The organism is Devosia sp. (assembly GCF_017307495.1).
GTDB lineage: Bacteria > Pseudomonadota > Alphaproteobacteria > Rhizobiales > Devosiaceae > Devosia_A.
The window spans coordinates 75,378-89,861 of record NZ_JAFKHE010000018.1; the positions used below are offsets into that span (position 1 = coordinate 75,378).

At 67.3% G+C, this 14,484-nt stretch carries 17 protein-coding genes; 15 read left to right on the forward strand and 2 right to left on the reverse strand.

Annotated features, from left to right (window positions below):
- Positions 1–102: 102 nt before the first annotated feature.
- The gene (fabD, locus tag J0I99_RS11015) at positions 103–1,053 is read right to left on the reverse strand and encodes an ACP S-malonyltransferase (RefSeq protein WP_291397604.1); all 951 of its coding nucleotides are present in this window, start codon (positions 1,051–1,053) and stop codon (positions 103–105) included.
- Positions 1,054–1,189: 136 nt separating this feature from the next.
- Positions 1,190–2,140, reverse strand: coding sequence for a threonine/serine dehydratase (locus tag J0I99_RS11020; RefSeq protein WP_291397605.1), 951 nt, complete (start codon positions 2,138–2,140; stop codon positions 1,190–1,192).
- A 96-nt stretch (positions 2,141–2,236) separates the two neighbouring features.
- On the opposite strand from J0I99_RS11020, the gene J0I99_RS11025 reads away from it, so the two are divergent.
- The 15 genes from J0I99_RS11025 to purF all read left to right on the forward strand — a co-directional run bounded on the left by J0I99_RS11025 (position 2,237) and on the right by purF (position 14,286).
- Positions 2,237–2,422: a hypothetical protein gene (locus J0I99_RS11025; protein ID WP_291397607.1), complete on the forward strand. Its 186-nt coding sequence runs from the start codon at positions 2,237–2,239 to the stop codon at positions 2,420–2,422.
- Positions 2,423–2,479: 57 nt separating this feature from the next.
- Positions 2,480–2,776: a type II toxin-antitoxin system HigB family toxin gene (locus tag J0I99_RS11030; protein WP_291397608.1), complete on the forward strand. Its 297-nt coding sequence runs from the start codon at positions 2,480–2,482 to the stop codon at positions 2,774–2,776.
- Positions 2,773–3,153 (forward strand): XRE family transcriptional regulator, encoded by a 381-nt coding sequence (locus J0I99_RS11035; protein WP_291397610.1) that lies wholly within the window; start codon positions 2,773–2,775, stop codon positions 3,151–3,153. Before J0I99_RS11030 ends, J0I99_RS11035 begins: the two co-directional genes overlap by 4 nt.
- 209 nt (positions 3,154–3,362) lie before the next feature.
- The gene (gene rpsF / locus J0I99_RS11040; RefSeq protein WP_291390208.1) at positions 3,363–3,773 is read left to right on the forward strand and encodes a 30S ribosomal protein S6; all 411 of its coding nucleotides are present in this window, start codon (positions 3,363–3,365) and stop codon (positions 3,771–3,773) included.
- 21 nt (positions 3,774–3,794) lie between these two features.
- Entirely contained in the window at positions 3,795–4,049 is a 255-nt protein-coding gene (rpsR, locus tag J0I99_RS11045; RefSeq protein WP_291390207.1) for a 30S ribosomal protein S18, read from the forward strand.
- Between the two features lie 82 nt (positions 4,050–4,131).
- The gene (gene rplI, locus J0I99_RS11050; RefSeq protein ID WP_291397612.1) at positions 4,132–4,710 is read left to right on the forward strand and encodes a 50S ribosomal protein L9; all 579 of its coding nucleotides are present in this window, start codon (positions 4,132–4,134) and stop codon (positions 4,708–4,710) included.
- Between the two features lie 272 nt (positions 4,711–4,982).
- On the forward strand, positions 4,983–6,473 hold the full coding sequence (locus J0I99_RS11055; protein ID WP_291391118.1) for a replicative DNA helicase: 1,491 nt from the start codon (positions 4,983–4,985) through the stop codon (positions 6,471–6,473).
- Positions 6,474–6,475: 2 nt separating this feature from the next.
- Entirely contained in the window at positions 6,476–7,618 is a 1,143-nt protein-coding gene (gene alr / locus J0I99_RS11060; protein WP_291397614.1) for an alanine racemase, read from the forward strand.
- Between the two features lie 93 nt (positions 7,619–7,711).
- On the forward strand, positions 7,712–7,966 hold the full coding sequence (locus J0I99_RS11065) for a GlsB/YeaQ/YmgE family stress response membrane protein (RefSeq protein ID WP_291391146.1): 255 nt from the start codon (positions 7,712–7,714) through the stop codon (positions 7,964–7,966).
- A gap of 27 nt (positions 7,967–7,993) precedes the next feature.
- Positions 7,994–8,530, forward strand: coding sequence for a YidB family protein (locus tag J0I99_RS11070; RefSeq protein WP_291397615.1), 537 nt, complete (start codon positions 7,994–7,996; stop codon positions 8,528–8,530).
- A gap of 106 nt (positions 8,531–8,636) precedes the next feature.
- The gene (locus J0I99_RS11075) at positions 8,637–9,620 is read left to right on the forward strand and encodes a TIM barrel protein (RefSeq protein ID WP_291397616.1); all 984 of its coding nucleotides are present in this window, start codon (positions 8,637–8,639) and stop codon (positions 9,618–9,620) included.
- Positions 9,620–10,489, forward strand: coding sequence for a PfkB family carbohydrate kinase (locus tag J0I99_RS11080; protein ID WP_291397617.1), 870 nt, complete (start codon positions 9,620–9,622; stop codon positions 10,487–10,489). The genes J0I99_RS11075 and J0I99_RS11080 overlap by 1 nt, the downstream gene beginning before the upstream one ends.
- Before the next feature lie 68 nt (positions 10,490–10,557).
- Positions 10,558–11,946, forward strand: a complete 1,389-nt coding sequence (gene radA, locus J0I99_RS11085; protein ID WP_291397618.1) for a DNA repair protein RadA — start codon at positions 10,558–10,560, stop codon at positions 11,944–11,946.
- Between the two features lie 124 nt (positions 11,947–12,070).
- Complete coding sequence (locus J0I99_RS11090) at positions 12,071–12,706, forward strand: CvpA family protein (protein WP_291389552.1); 636 nt, start codon at positions 12,071–12,073, stop codon at positions 12,704–12,706.
- Positions 12,707–12,795: 89 nt separating this feature from the next.
- Complete coding sequence (purF, locus tag J0I99_RS11095) at positions 12,796–14,286, forward strand: amidophosphoribosyltransferase (protein WP_291389551.1); 1,491 nt, start codon at positions 12,796–12,798, stop codon at positions 14,284–14,286.
- Positions 14,287–14,484 lie beyond the last annotated feature (198 nt).

Here is a 14,484-nt window from a genome sequence, read left to right on the forward strand (position 1 = left end):
ACCCTCTCCCCGACGGGGAGAGGAACAAGTGGTGATCCCCGATGCCTCGGTCTTCTTCTCCCCGTCGGGGAGAAGGTGGCGCGTAGCGCCGGATGAGGGGGTTCAGGCGCTCATCTCGGCGACGAACGCATCCACATCCGCCGGCGTGCCGATCGATACCGCCGCCGTTTCCGGCGCGATGCGCTTGGCGAGGCCCGACAGCACCTTGCCCGAGCCCAGTTCGACGAGTTGGGTCACGCCGCCGTCCTTGACCAGCCAGTTCACGCATTCGGTCCAGCGGACCATGCCGGTGACCTGCTCGACGAGGCGCTTCTTGATTTCCTCGGGGTCGGTGATGGGCTTGGCCAGCACGTTCGCCACCACCGGCACCACCGGCGCCTTCACCGTCACCTGGTTCAGCGCATGCTCCATGGCGTCGGCAGCCGGGCGCATCAGGGCGCAGTGGAACGGGGCGCTGACCGGCAGCGGCAAGGCGCGCTTGGCGCCCGCGGCCTTCAGGAGCTCGATGGCGCGGTTCACCGCGCCGACATGGCCGGAAATCACCACCTGGCCGGGCGCATTGTCGTTGGCGACGCCGCAGACTTCGCCGTCCTGCGCATCGTTGGCGGCGCGCAGCACGGTCTCGAGGTCGAGCCCGAGGATCGCCGCCATGGCGCCCTGCCCGACCGGCACGGCCTGCTGCATGGCCTGGCCGCGGATCTTCAGCAGCCGCGCCGCGTCGGCGAGGCTGAAGGCACCGGCGGCGGCGAGGGCGGAGTATTCGCCCAGCGAGTGGCCGGCGACGTAGGCGGCGTGATCCTTCAGCGCTACGCCGCGCGCCTCGAGGACGCGCGTCACCGCCACGGAGACGGCCATCAGCGCCGGCTGGGCGTTCTCGGTGAGGCGGAGGGCCTCGTCGGGCCCCTCGAACATGATGGTCGAGAGCTTCTGGCCGAGCGCGTCATCGACTTCGGCGAAGACATTGCGCGCCTCCTGGTAGGCGTCGGCAAGGTCCTTGCCCATGCCCACAGCCTGGCTGCCCTGGCCGGGGAAAGTGAATGCGCGCCTGGTCACGTTGTCCGCCATAGCCTGGAACCTCCGCCGTTTGTTCTTGCTGTTTGGGACAAGCCTAAGCCCCGCCCGGACAGGCGTCCAGTTGGCGGCGGCGTTTGCCGGAGGGGGATGGCAAAGTCAAGGCGTGGCCCCTCGCCTATTCGAACTTCACCGCCGTCGTGTTGGCGCCGCACAGCAGCACGCCGACCCTCTCATCCGGCGCCGGGACGTAGCGGCCGGAGAGCAGAGCCGCCATGGCCGCCGCCCCACCCGGCTCGACGACGAGGCGCAACACGTCCCAGACCGTCTTCTGGGCCGCGACGATCGCCTCGTCGGTAACGAGCACGGTGCGGTCGATGTGGCCCGACAGCGCGAAGCAGAGCTGCCCGATGCGGCGGGCGCCGAGGCTGTCGGCGGCGACGCCGCTCACCGGCACGTCGACGGGGCGCCCGGCCTTCGTCGCCTCGAACAGGGTCGGAGCGTTCTCCGGCTCGACGCCGACGATGCGGACCCGGCCACCTACCGCCGCGGCGATGCCGCCGATCAGGCCGCCGCCGCCAACCGCGACCAGCAGGGTATCGACCTCGGGCGCCTGCTCCAGCCATTCGAGCCCGACCATGCCCTGCCCGCACAGGGTCTCGTAGCCGTCGTAGGCGTGCACCTCGATCAGCCCGTGCTCCCGGGCGAACGCCTGGCTCGCCGCATAGGCATCGGCATAGGCTTCGCCGCCGACGGTGATCTCGGCGCCGTACTGCTTGATGCGCTCGATCTTGGCCGGGGAGGAGATGCGCGGCACATAGATATGCGCCCGGATGCCGAGCTTCATCGCCGCATAGGCGACGGCGGCGCCATGGTTGCCGCCCGAGGCCGCGACGACGCCGCGCTCGGCGCCCTTGCGCATCAGCAGGTTGGCGAAGGCGCCGCGGGCCTTGAAGGTGCCCGAGTGCTGCATGAACTCGAGCTTGAAGTTGAGCGGCGCGCCGGAGAGACCGAAATCGGCCGCCGGGGTGTCGAGCACCGGGGTGCGCCGGATATGGGGACGGATCACCGCTTCGGCAGCCAGGATGGCATTGCGGTCGGGTACGGCGATCTCGGTGGCATTGGTCATGGTACTGCTTCCTGTCCGGCGGGCGTGATGTTGAGCCTCATGCGGCGCGCGGCACAATAGGGTACACTCGGATCCGGCAGAATGGTGGAGGCGGAGATGGGCACGATCAACGCCGAATGGCACAAGGCGAACCGGATGCCGGCGAACCCGACCAGGAGGCAGCGGGCCGAGTGGCATTTCGAACACGCAAAGCATTGCGGCTGTCGCGCGCTGACCCCCTCGATCGTGTCGCTGCTGGTGTCGCAGGGTTTTGAAGTGCCCAAGGAAGCGCGGCTGGCCTAGCCACGCTTGCTTTTCTGCGTGGGCCTGCGATTGTTCCCGTGATGGGAACTTACAGTTGTGCGCATCATTGCCAAAGCGACATTGAGGGCGTTTTGGGAGCGCCATCCGCCGGCTGCTGGCCCGTTGCAGGCATGGTTTGCCCTTGTGAGCGCCGCCAGGTGGCGTTCCCCAGCGGACATAAAGGCCATGTTCGGGGCAACCGTCGACTTCGTGGCCGACAGCCGCGTGATCTTCGATATAGGCGGCAACAAGTATCGCCTGATCGTGGGCGTTTCGTACGAGTATGGTCAGGTGTTGATCAAGTTCATTGGCACTCACGCCGAGTATGACAGGATCGATGCACGGAGCGTATGATGGATGTCAGGCCAATCCGCAACGACGATGACTATCGCTGGGCGCTAGCCGAGATCGAGCAGTATTTCGACGTCGAGCCGACAAGCGGGACGCCCGAAGCAGACCGCTTCGAGGTGCTCGCCGACCTCATCGAGGCATACGAGGCGCGCCAGTGGCCGATCGATGCACCCGATCCGGTAGACGCGATCCTGTACAGGATGGAAATCGGCGGGCTACAGGCTAAGGATCTCGCGGAAGTCCTCGGCTCGAAGTCGCGCGCTTCCGAGATTCTGCATCGCAAGCGTACGCTTACGCTGGAGATGGCCCGCAAGCTGCACGATGCATGGGATATTCCGGCGGAGATACTCATCCGCCCCTATAGGCTCGACGCAGCCTGAACGCTTGCCATTCCCACCCTTTTGCCCTATAGCCCGCCTCGCATTCGTTCGGCCGGGGGCTGAACGGAGGGCTTTGCCATCGGCGAAGTAGGGAAGTTCCCGTCCTCCCGTGTTCCCGCTTCTTAGAAGACTGCTTTGACGCCTTTCCGGCTTCAAGGAGGCTCCGCGCCGAGAGACTGCGTTGTGAACCAACACGAAGGAAGGCGCTCATGGCCCTTTACGAACACATCTTCCTGGCGCGCCAGGACGTGTCCCCGACGCAGGTCGAGGAACTGACCACCGCGTTTACCGACCTGATCACCCAGGGCGGCGGCAAGGTCACCAAGAACGAGTACTGGGGCCTCAAGTCCCTCTCGTACCGCATCAAGAAGAACCGCAAGGCGCACTACACGCTGCTCAACATCGACGCGCCGCACGCCGCCGTGGCCGAGATGGAGCGCCAGCAGGGCCTCAGCGAAGACATCCTGCGCTTCATGACGATCCGCGTCGATGAGCTCGAGGAAGGCCCGTCGGCCATGATGCAGAAGCGCGACCGCGACGACGACCGTGGCGAGCGTGGTGGCCCGCGCGGCGATCGCGGCGGTTTCGACCGCGGCAGCCGTCCGCCCCGCCGGTTCTAAGATTTCGGAAGGAAGCCTCAAATGGCCATCAAAGACCTGACCACGACCACGGCCCGCCGTCCGTTCCAGCGCCGCCGCAAGACCTGCCCGTTCTCGGGCCCGAACGCGCCCAAGATCGACTACAAGGACGTCCGCCTGCTGCAGCGCTACGTTTCCGAGCGCGGCAAGATCGTCCCCTCCCGCATCACTGCGGTTTCGGCCCTGAAGCAGCGCGAACTGGCCCGGGCCATCAAGCGCGCGCGCTTCATCGGCATCATGCCCTACGCCGTTCAGTAAGAACGGTTCGGGATTGGTTGGGGTGGCCCGATGATGGGCCGCTCCTAACTGCCTGCATGGCAGGACAGCAAAGGACAAAGACATGAAAGTCATTCTGCTCGAGCGTATCGGCAAGCATGGTCACATCGGCGACGAAGTGAGCGTGAAGGACGGTTTCGCCCGTAACTTCCTCCTCCCCACCGGCCGGGCGCTGCGCGCCACCGAAGCCAACCGCAAGCGCTTCGAGCGCGATCGCGCCGACATCGAGAAGCGCAACCAGGAGCGCCGCGAGGCCGCTGCCGGGATCGCCGCGGGCCTCAACGGCAAGTCGGTGATGATCATCCGCCAGGCCGGCGAAACCGGCCAGCTCTATGGCTCGGTCTCCTCGCGCGACGTCGCCGACGCGCTGATCGCGGACGGCTTCACCGTGTCGCGCTCGCAGATCGACCTCGCCAACCCGATCAAGACGGTCGGCGTCCACACGGTGCCGCTGCACCTGCACGCCGAAGTTGCGGTGTCGATCACCGTCAACGTCGCCCGCTCGGAAGACGAGGCCAACCGCCAGGCCGCCGGTGAAGACCTCACCGCGATCAACTACGACGACGAGGCAGCCGAACAGTTCGCCGCCGGCCAGGCCGAAGCCGGCTCGGCCGCTGCCGACGCCTTCGGCGACGAAGAGTAAGAACCCGCTCTACCGCAGGGGTTTCGAAGGCCGGGAGCGATCCCGGCCTTCATCTTTTGCGGGCACCCGATCCGATCGCGGCGCGACTCGGCTGCCGCGCGGACGCACGAGTTGCAACGGGACGCCTTGGTTTCCCCCGCTTTCAACACTACCCACAAGCTGCCGCACGAGAGGCGCGATTCGGTCACGGCTGCGTCACAAATGATGCAGGCCCGGCATGCCGGCGCTGGTAAAGCACTCGTTAACGCGCGGATAGGAGAATCCGAGTCGCCATGGCCGACAACAATGTGCATCGCCTGCATCCGGAAGGAGAAAAGCCCTTCCGCCTCGCCCCCCACAACGTGGAGGCCGAGCAGGCGCTGCTGGGCGCGATCCTGGTCAACAACGAGGCGTTCTACCGGGTCAGCGACTTCCTGATCCCCGAGCACTTCTATGAGCCGATCCACCGGACGATCTACGAGGTGCTGGCCAAGATCATCCGGGCCGGCAAGACGGCAACTCCGATCACGGCCAAGACCTATCTGGCGGACCAACTGACTGCCGAAATGACGATGCCCCAGTACCTGGCGCGGCTCGCGGCGGAAGCGACGACCGTCATCAATGCCGCCGATTACGGCCAGACCATCTACGACCTCGCCATCCGCCGCAACCTGATCCAGATCGGCGAGGAGATGGTGCAGACAGCCTACGACTCCGATGTCGAGGCGACGGCCAACAAGCAGATCGAGGAAGCCGAGAAGCAGCTCTTCGACCTCGCCGAAAAGGGCCGCTACGACGGCGGCTTCCAGACCTTTTCCGCGGCGCTGACCGAAGCGATCAAGATGGCCGGCGAGGCCTATGGCCGCGACGGCACGCTGTCGGGCACCGCCACCGGGCTCACCGACCTCGATCGGCTGATGGGCGGCCTGCAGCGGAGCGACCTGATCATCCTCGCGGCGCGTCCCGCCATGGGCAAGACCTCGCTCGCCACCAACATCGCCTTCCACGTCGCCAAGAGCTTCAAGGGCGAAGTGCAGGCCGACGGCCACACCAAGACCGTGGACGGCGGTCATGTCGGCTTCTTCTCGCTCGAAATGAGCGCCGAGCAGCTGGCGACGCGTATTCTCGCCGAGCAGGCCGAGATCTCGTCCGCCGACATCCGGCGCGGCAACATCCACGAGAGCCAGTTCAGCAAGCTCGTCGATACGTCCAACCTGATGGCGCAGGTGCCGCTCTATATCGACGACACCGGCGGTATCTCGGTGGCCCAGCTCGCGGCCCGCGCCCGCCGGCTGAAGCGGCAGAAGGGCCTCGACCTGCTGATCGTCGACTACCTGCAACTGTTGAGCGGTTCGTCCAAGAAGGCGAGCGAGAACCGGGTGCAGGAACTGACCGAGATCACCACCACGCTCAAGGCGCTGGCCAAGGAGCTCGAAGTCCCGATCATCGCGCTGTCGCAGCTGTCGCGACAGGTCGAGAACCGCGACGACAAGCATCCGCAGCTTGCAGACCTGCGCGAATCCGGTTCCATCGAGCAGGATGCCGACGTGGTGCTGTTCGTCTATCGCGAAGAGTACTACCTCAAGAACAAGGAGCCCAAGGAGGGCACGCCGGAACACCTGGCGTGGCAGGGTGAGATGGAACAGGTGCATGGGCGGGCCGAGGTGATCATCGGCAAGCAGCGCCACGGCCCGACGGGCACCGTGCAGTTGAGCTTCGAGGCGCAGTTCACGCGCTTCGGCAACCTCGCTCGCGCCGACTACCTTCCGGAGAGGATGGAATAGTGATGGCGGCACCGGCCATTGCGACCGGTTACGGCGGGCGGCTGACGGTCGATCTGGGCGCGCTCAAGCGCAACTGGCAGGCGCTGAGCAAGGTCAGCCGCGGCGCCTTGACGGGCGCCGTGGTGAAGGCCGACGCCTATGGCACCGGCATCGCCCAGGCCTCGCGCGCCTTCTACGAGGCCGGCGCGCGCTTCTTCTTTGCCGCGACCCCCGACGAAGGCATCGCGGTTCGCGCCGCCCTGCCCGAGGACAGCCACATCTTCATCCTCTCGGGGCTCTATCCGGGCTCGGCGCCGCTCTATGTCGGCGAGCGGCTGATGCCGTGCCTGGCCTCGATCCCGATGCTCGAGGAGTGGCTCTCGGCCTGCATCGCCTCGAACCAGGCGCTGCCGGCGGCGCTGCATTTCGACACCGGCATCAACCGGCTCGGCTTCCGGCTCAACGAGGTCTCGATCGTCAAGCGCATGATCGAGCAGATCGGCTACCAGCCGCAGATGATCATGAGCCACCTTGCCTGCGCCGACACGCCGGCGCACGAGAAGAACCGCACGCAGCTGGCGCTGTTTACCTCGGTGATGGCGCAGTTCCCGGGCGTTCCGGCCTCGCTGTCCAACTCGGCCGGCCTGATGACGAACCGTGAGAACCATTTCCAGATGGTCCGGCCCGGCATCGCGCTCTATGGCGGGCGCGCCGTCGCCGGCCGCCGCAACCCGATGGCGCCGGTGGTGACGCTCGAAGCGCCGATCCTGATGACCAAGGACGTCAAGACCGGCGAAACCGTCGGCTATGGCGCCCTGCAGACGATGAGCCGCGACAGCCGCCTCGCCGTCGTCGGCATCGGCTATGCCGACGGCTTCTTCCGCGCATTGAGCTCATCCAACAACCACCGCGGCACCAACATCGTGATCCGCGGCCAGCTCTGCCCATTGGTCGGCCGCGTGTCGATGGACATGATCGGGGTCGACATCACCGACCTCCCCACCCCGCCTGCGCCTGGCGAGATGGCCGAGATCATTGGCAGGCAGGTGAGCGTGGACGACCATGCGGACGCCGCCAACACCATCGGCTACGAAGTGCTGACCAGCCTCAAGGGGCGGTACACGCGGCACTATGTCGACACCCCCGAGCCGAGCCAGGCGCGCTAGCCTTTCGCCACTGCCCCCGCTCGAGGGCAAGGAACGCACATCTCACCTGCCGCGTTAGGCCAGACCGCAATTCCGCGGCGAGGTGAAGCGTCAATGGGCATACTCTGGACTATCATCATCGGGCTGATCGCCGGCATCGTGGCGAAGCTGATCCTTCCCAATAGCGGCGGACCATCCGGCTTTGTCATGACCGCCGTTCTCGGCATCGTCGGAGCCTTCGTGGCGACCTTCCTGGGGCAGGCCCTGGGCTGGTACGCGGCGGGAGAAGGCGCAGGACTGATCGGCGCCATCGTCGGCGCGGTGATCGTGCTGTTCGTGTGGGGCGCCTTCATGCGCCGCCGCGCCTAGTGCCTCGAGATCGTGAGGAGAGCCACCATGGCAAGGAATGGAATGCCTTCAATGCTCGCGCTGCTGGGCTTGCTCGCCGTAGCGGGCTACCAGAACCGCGACAAGATATCGGAAGCCCTGAAGGGCCTGCAGAGCCGCGGCGCCACCGGACCGGACGGCGCCCCGGCGCATGATGGACTGTCGAGCATTCTCGGCGGCCTCGGCGACCTGTTCGGCGGCGGAGCAGCCTCCACTGATCCGAACCGCGCTCCCGGCACGGGCAATGTTCTTACCACCGGTCTGGGTGACCTGATGGACAGCTTCCGCAATTCCGGCCAGTCGGAAACCGCGGATTCCTGGGTGACGATGGGCGTGGCGACCAAGGGGCTCACGCCCCAGCAGGACGAGCAGGCCGTCGGCACCGACAACCTCGCCGAACTGGAAAAGCGCACCGGCCTGTCGCATCAGGAACTGCTCGAGCGGCTGGCGACGGCCATTCCGGAATCGGTCGACCGGCTGACGCCGGGCGGCAACATCCCCCGTTCCGATACGGAAATCCGCGATCGCCTGACCGCCGCCGCCTGAGCCAGCAGCGGGACGCAATCGCCAGGGCCGGCGGCTGGCATGACGCCGCCGGCGCAATCGGGTAGGAATGCTGGCGACCCGCCGATCGACGGCGGCGAGGGGGACGATGATGTCGCTTGCCTTTGCCACCCGCCTGAACTCGTTCGCCTCGCGCCCCGAGGCGGCATGGCCCGGCCTCAAGGGCAAGCCCGGCGTGCTGCAGCTTGCGGCACGGGCGGCGACGGTGACGGGCCTCACGCATGTCGACCTCAACTATCCCGACCACCAGGGCGACGGCATCGGCGCAACCGCCCGCGCGATCCGCGACCTCGGGCTCGAGCTCAACGGGCTCGCCATGCGCTACTACACCGAACCCGCGTTCAAGATCGGCGCCTTCACCAATCCGGACCCGGCGATCCGCCGCGCCGCCATCGACCTGACCAAGCGCGGCATCGATGCGGCGCTCGAAGCCGGTTCGCCGCTGATGACCCTGTGGCTCGGCCAGGACGGCTTCGACTACGCCTTCCAGGCCGACTATCGCCGGCTGTGGGACATGGAGATCGAAGCCATCCGGGAGGTTGCCGCCCATCAACCGCAGTGCGACATCAGCATCGAGTACAAGCCGAACGAGCCGCGCTCCTACTCGCTGCTCCCCGATTGCGCGACGACGCTGCTGGCGATCCGCGAAGTCGGGTTGCCCAACCTGGGCGTCACGCTCGATTTCGCGCACTCGCTCTATGCCGACGAGCAGCCGGCGCTGGCGGCTGCATTGATCGCGCGGCACAGTCGCCTGCTCGGCGTTCATCTCAACGACGGCTATGGCAAGCGTGACGACGGCTTGATGGTGGGCTCGGTCAATACGCTGAAGACGATCGAACTGCTCAGGCAGGTCCGCAAGGACGGCTACGGGGGCCCGATCTACTTCGACACCTTCCCGGACATGACCGGGCTCGACCCGGTGCAGGAGTGCACGGTCAATATCTCCACCGTCAACTCGATGTTCGCCGTCGTCGATCGGCTCGATGCCTCGAACAGCCTCGATGATGCCATGGGGCGGCAGGATGCGGTGTCGGCGCAGGCGATCGTGCAAGCCGCACTGTCGGGCCGCTGATGGTGGGCCGCGTCGTCGTCTTCGGCAGCCTTCACTACGACATCACCGTCCAGGCCGGGCAATGGCCGCGACAGGGCGAGACGGCCGTGGGCTCGGCCTGGGCCCCCAAGCTTGGCGGCAAGGGCCGCAACCAGGCCGTGGCAGCGGCGCGGGCCGGCGCGGTCACGGCGATGATCGGCGCGGTTGGCCAGGACGATTTCGGCCGGGAGCTGCTTGCCGACCTGGGGTCCCGGGGCATCGATTGCGCCCGGGTGCGGGTCAGCGACGCAGCTGGCTCGGGAATGAGCGTCGCGCTGTTCGACGAAACCGGGGACTACCGCGCCGTGATCGTCTCGGGGGCCAACCTGACGCTCGGCGCCGCGGACGCTCCACCACAAGGCTATTTCTCCGCTGCCGACGTCGTGGTGCTGCAGAACGAGGTGCCCGAGGCGGCCAACACGCTGGTCGCCCAGGCCGCGCGGGCCGCGGGCGCACGGGTCATCCTCAACGCCGCTCCGGCCCGTGCCATCGGCGCGGACCTGGCGGGCGCGGTCGACGTCCTCGTCGTCAACGCCGTGGAGGCCGCCGCCATGGCGGAGGTCGCCGAGCCCGCCACGCTGGAGCAGGCTCGAGCCGCCGCAGGTTCCCTGGCGCTTCGATTCCCGGCCGCGGTGGTCACGGTCGGGGGCGCCGGACTGGCGCATGCGAGCGGCGTCGCGTCGTTCTCCCTGCCCGGAGAACGGGTGGCGGTGGTCAGCACGCACGGCGCCGGCGATGCCTTTGTCGGGACACTGGCAGCGCGGCTTGCGGCGGGAGCCGAGATGCGCGCTGCGCTGGAAGCGGCCAACCACGCCGCGGCGCAGCTGGTGGCTGGAGTCGCACCGGCCTGATGTTCACTTTCCGTTCTTTCCTTTCGGGCCATAGTCTGCCCTACTGATTACCGATTCCGGGGCTGTTCATGGCGCGCACGAAAACTTCCTATGTCTGCCAGGCCTGCGGGGCGGTGACGCCGCAATGGCAGGGCCGCTGCGAGAGCTGCGGCGAGTGGAACACCATCGTCGAGGAGCTGGTCGGCTCGGGTGTCGGAGCCGGGCCGAAATCGGCGACGGCGGCCGGGCGGCCGATCGAGCTGGTGCCGCTGGCCGGCGAGACCGAGACGGCAGCGCGCGTCGTGACCGGCGTCGGCGAGCTCGACCGGGTGACCGGCGGCGGCTTCGTCAAGGGCTCCGCGGTGCTGGTGGGCGGCGATCCGGGCATCGGCAAATCCACGCTGCTGCTGCAGGCGGCAGCCGCCATGGCCGAGCGCGGCCGGCGCGTCGTCTATGTCTCGGGCGAGGAGGCGGTGGCGCAGGTCCGGCTCAGGGCTCAGCGGCTCGAGCTCAGCGATCGCGAAGTGCTGCTGGCGTCGGAAACCAATGTCGAGATCATCCTCGCGACGCTGCAGAAGGGCCCTGCCCCCGACCTCGTGATCATCGACTCGATCCAGACGCTGTGGACCGACCGGGTGGAGAGCGCGCCCGGCACGGTGACGCAGGTACGCACCTCGGCGCAGGCGCTGACGCGCTTTGCCAAGAAGTCCGGCGCAGCGGTAGTGCTGGTCGGGCACGTCACCAAGGACGGCCAGATCGCGGGGCCGCGCGTGGTCGAGCACATGGTCGACGCGGTGCTCTATTTCGAGGGCGACTCGAGCCACACCTTCCGCATCCTGCGCGGGGTGAAGAACCGCTACGGCGCGACCGACGAGATCGGCGTGTTCGAGATGTCCACCCTCGGCCTGCGCGAGGTGGCCAATCCCTCGGCGCTGTTCCTCGACCAGCGCGACAAGGACGCGGCGGGGTCCGCCGTGTTCGCCGGCATGGAGGGCACGCGCCCGGTGCTGTGCGAGATCCAGGCGCTGGTCGCGCCCTCCCCGCTCGGCACGCCCCGCCGTGCCGTGGTGGGCTGGGACAGCTCGCGCCTGTCGATGGTGCTGGCGGTGCTCGAGACGCGCTGTGGGGTGCGGATCGGGGCCAACGACATCTACCTCAACGTCGCCGGCGGGCTGAAGATCAACGAGCCGGCGGCCGACCTCGCCGTCGCGGCGGCGCTGATCTCCTCGCTCACCGGATCGCCCCTGCCTTCGACCAATGTCTATTTCGGCGAGATCTCGCTCGCCGGCGGGGTCCGGCCGGTGGCGCATGCGGCGCTGCGATTGCGCGAGGCCCAGAAACTGGGCTTTGCCGGCGCCGTCACCGGCCGCCTCGGCAAGGGCGACGTGCCGTCCGGCATCGCCGTGGGCGAGTATGCCGAGCTCGCCGAACTCATCGGCAAGATCGCGGCAAGGGGCCAGCGGCAGGCGGCAGAGTAGCACAATGGCCACGCTCCCCGCTTTCCGTGAACATCGGCCATGCACGCCGGCCTCGCGACTTGGCTTTGCCGGAAGAAGCGGCTACACGGGGTTTTCAAGCGGGTCCGTTCGGCGGGTTTCATAGATGTTGACTGCATTCGACGTCGGTGTCGGCGTACTCGTGCTGATCTCGGCGATCCTGGCCACGGCCCGTGGCTTCACGCGCGAAGTCCTGTCGCTCGCCACCTGGGTCGGCGCTGCCGCCGTCGCGGCCTACCTCTATTTCTACCAGCCGACGCTGCTCGACCAGTTCTTCACCGAGGAGCTGATCAGCAAGATCGTTCTCGTCGCCGGCGGCTTCCTCGTCTCGCTGATCGTGCTGCACCTGTTGACCATGCGCATCGCCGATTTCGTGGTCGACAGCCGCATCGGGCCGCTGGACCGCACGCTGGGCTTCGTGTTCGGCGTGGCGCGCGGCGTGCTGATCTCCGTGGTGGTGGTGATCTTCGGCCTGTGGCTGATGTCGAACAACCTGCCGGCCTGGGCCAAGGATTCGCGGTCGCTGCCCGTGCTCGAGAACCTCGGCAACAGCCTGATCTCGCTGCTGCCGACCGACCTCGAAAAGCAGGTCACCGACCTCTTGCATCGCGGCAAGGGCGGCACCGAGGATGGTTCGCCCGACGAGGCGCCGGCGCCCGGCGAGGCTCCGCCGCCGGATGACAGCACCGACCTGCCCGAGGACGCCACGCCCCAGGACGCGGCGCCGGCTACCAACACCTGATGAATTTCGGGTGAGTGCATTGCAAATCCGTCTCCGGGGCCGCATCTCGCGGTCCCGTTGCCTTTAGGCCCCAACCCGAGGTGCCCGCTGTGACCGCTCCCGCCAAAGCAATCGCCGAATGGGACTACGATACGCTGCGCGAGGAATGCGGCGTGTTCGGCATCCTCGGGCACCCGGAAGCTGCGACCCTCACGGCGCTCGGACTGCATGCCCTGCAGCATCGCGGCCAGGAGGCGGCCGGCATCGTCAGCTTCGATGGGCGGCAGTTCCATTCCGAACGCCAGCTCGGCCTCGTCGGCGACCATTTCACCGACCCGGCGACGGTCAGGCGCCTGCCCGGCCACATGGCGATGGGGCACGTGCGCTACTCGACCACCGGCGAGACGATCCTGCGGAACGTGCAGCCGCTGTTCGCCGAGCTCGAGGTCGGCGGCATCGCCATCGCGCATAACGGCAATTTCACCAACGGCCTGACGCTGCGTCGGCAACTCATCGCCCAGGGCGCGATCTGCCAGTCGACCTCGGACACCGAGGTCGTGCTGCACCTGATCGCGCGCTCCAAGAAGGTCTCCTCCTCGGACCGCTTCATTGACGCGCTGCAGCATCTCGAGGGCGCCTTCGCGCTCGTCGCCATGACCCGCACCAAGCTGATCGGCGCGCGCGACGCCAACGGCATCCGCCCGCTGGTGCTGGGCGATCTCGACGGCCACCCGATCTTCGCTTCGGAAACCTGCGCGCTCGACATCATCGGCGCGCGCTTCGTGCGCGACGTCCGCAATGGCGAGGTGGTGATCTGCGAGATCCAGGCCGACGGCACCTACACCATCGAATCGGTGATGCCCAAGGTGCCGCGGCCCGAGCGCATCTGCCTGTTCGAATACGTCTATTTCGCCCGGCCCGATTCCGTGGTCGCCGGGCGCCCGGTCTATACGGCGCGCAAGCGCATGGGCATCAACCTCGCCAGGGAGGCGCCGGTCGAGGCCGATGTGGTGGTTCCGGTACCGGATGGGGGCACCCCTGCGGCGATCGGCTATGCGCAGCAGAGCGGCATCCCGTTCGAGCTCGGCATCATCCGCAACCACTATGTCGGCCGCACCTTCATCGAGCCGACGCAGTCGATCCGCGCCTTCGGCGTCAAGCTCAAGCACTCGGCCAACCGGGCCGAGATCGAGGGCAAGCGCGTGGTGCTGATCGACGATTCGATCGTGCGCGGCACCACGTCGGTGAAGATCGTGCAGATGATGCGCGATGCCGGGGCGCGCGAGGTGCATATCCGCGTCGCCTCGCCGATGATCTTCCACTCCGACTATTACGGCATCGACACGCCGGATCCGGAGCACCTGCTGGCCAACCAGCATGCCGACCTTCAATCCATGTGCCGGTTCATCGGCGCGGACTCGCTGGCGTTCCTCTCCATCGACGGCCTCTATGACGCGGTGGGCGGAGTGAAACGCGATCCCCGGAACCCGCAGTTCACCGACCACCAGTTTACCGGCGACTACCCGACCGGCCTCACCGACCTGCACGGCCTCAGCAAGGACGGCCCCAAGACGCTGTCGCTGATGAAGGAAGCGAGCTGAGGCTGGGTGGCCCTCCTGACGCGATGTCATCCGTGCGAAAGCAGGGACCCATTTTCCGCCTGCGCCAGTTGATGCCCGGGTCCCTGCTTTCGCAGGGATGACACAGAGTTGGCGGCATGGCTGGCGGTCAACAGGTCACAGCGGAGGATTGCTTCCCAACCGCCCCCTTCCCCGCTAGAACGCCCCCAATTCAAACCG